The sequence below is a fragment of the Romboutsia sp. genome (assembly GCF_035470145.1).
Lineage (GTDB): Bacteria > Bacillota > Clostridia > Peptostreptococcales > Peptostreptococcaceae > Romboutsia_D.
Genome location: NZ_DATIRC010000129.1, coordinates 1 through 1,913, shown reverse-complemented (window position 1 = coordinate 1,913; position 1,913 = coordinate 1). Strand labels below are relative to the sequence as shown.

General features: G+C 48.4%; 1 tRNA gene and 2 rRNA genes. All 3 read left to right on the top strand.

Annotation, left to right across the window (positions count from 1 at the left end):
• A 16S ribosomal RNA gene (locus tag VLM92_RS05250) occupies window positions 1–268 on the top strand; the annotation flags it as partial.
• Between the two features lie 58 nt (window positions 269–326).
• Window positions 327–402 (top strand) — tRNA-Ala (locus tag VLM92_RS05245).
• Between the two features lie 96 nt (window positions 403–498).
• A 23S ribosomal RNA gene (locus tag VLM92_RS05240) occupies window positions 499–1,913 on the top strand; the annotation flags it as partial.

The following is a 1,913-nucleotide window of genomic DNA, read 5'->3' as shown; positions in this document are numbered from 1 at the left end:
GCTAATCCCTTAAAGCCATTCTCAGTTCGGATTGTAGGCTGAAACTCGCCTACATGAAGCTGGAGTTACTAGTAATCGCAGATCAGAATGCTGCGGTGAATGCGTTCCCGGGTCTTGTACACACCGCCCGTCACACCACGGGAGTTGGGGGCGCCCGAAGCCGGTTAGCTAACCTTTTAGGAAGCGGCCGTCGAAGGTGAAACCAATAACTGGGGTGAAGTCGTAACAAGGTAGCCGTATCGGAAGGTGCGGCTGGATCACCTCCTTTCTAAGGAGTAATTACCTACTGTTTAATTTTGAGAGTTCTTAAATGAACTTCATATTGTGGGGGTGTAGCTCAGCTGGGAGAGCACTTGCCTTGCACGCAAGGGGTCAGGAGTTCGATCCTCCTCATCTCCACCATATTAGTACTTTGAAAACTGCATAACATTTAGTGATGATTAAATAAACCAATTATAAGAGAAGACAACTCTTTAAAAAATAACACTTTTAATAACTGGTCAAGTTATTAAGGGCGCAGGGCGGATGCCTTGGCACTAAGAGCCGATGAAGGACGCGATAAGCTGCGATAAGCTTCGGGGAGTTGCACGTAAACTTTGATCCGAAGATTTCCGAATGAGGAAACTCACTTAGAGTAATGTCTAAGTATCGTTAAGTGAATACATAGCTTAGCGAGGGGAACCCGGGGAACTGAAACATCTAAGTACCCGGAGGAAAAGAAAGAAATTCGATTCCGTAAGTAGCGGCGAGCGAACGCGGAATAGCCCAAACCAGTGAAGTTTTCTTCGCTGGGGTTGCGGACACATCATCAACGAAGAGGTATCGTAGACGAAGAGAGTTGGAAAGCTCCGCTATAAAGTGTAATAGCCACGTAGTCAAAACGAGAAGACTTTAGATGTGATCCAGAGTACCACGGGACACGTGAAACCCTGTGGGAAGCAGGAGGGACCATCCTCCAAGGCTAAATACTACTTAGTGACCGATAGCGCATAGTACCGTGAGGGAAAGGTGAAAAGAACCCCGGGAGGGGAGTGAAATAGAACCTGAAACCCTGCGCTTACAAGCTGTGGAAGCACTTTATATGTGTGACCGCGTACTTTTTGTAGAACGGGCCAACGAGTTACGATAGTAAGCTAGGTTAAGTACTTAAGGTATGGAGCCGTAGTGAAAGCGAGTCTTAAATGGGCGTTAAGTTTGCTGTCGTAGACCCGAAACCGAGCGACCTACCCATGAGCAGGATGAAGCGAAAGTAAAATTTCGTGGAGGTCCGAACCCACGAGCGTTGAAAAGCTCGGGGATGACTTGTGGGTAGCGGTGAAATTCCAATCGAGCTCGGAGATAGCTGGTTCTCCCCGAAATAGCTTTAGGGCTAGCCTCAAGGTTGAGAAATACGGAGGTAGAGCACTGAATATCCTAGGGGGCATTGCGCTTACCGAAGATTATCAAACTCCGAATGCCGTTATTTTATACTTGGGAGTCAGACTGTGGGTAATAAGATTCATAGTCGAGAGGGCAACAGCCCAGAGCGTCAGCTAAGGTCCCTAAATGTAAGTTAAGTGGTAAAGGATGTGGGATTGCACAGACAACCAGGATGTTGGCTTAGAAGCAGCCACTCATTTAAAGAGTGCGTAATAGCTCACTGGTCGAGTGATCCTGCGCCGAAGATTACCGGGGCTAAAACTTACTACCGAAGCTACGCTATCAGTAATGATAGGTAGGGGAGCTTCCTATGCAGGCTGAAGCATGACCGTAAGGACGTGTGGACAGTATAGGAGTGAGAATGTTGGCATGAGTAGCGAGACGTGGGTGAGAATCCCACGGGCCGTAAACCCAAGGTTTCCAGGGGAAGGTTCGTCCGCCCTGGGTTAGTCGGGACCTAAGCCGAGGCCGAAAGGCGTAGGTGATGGACAACA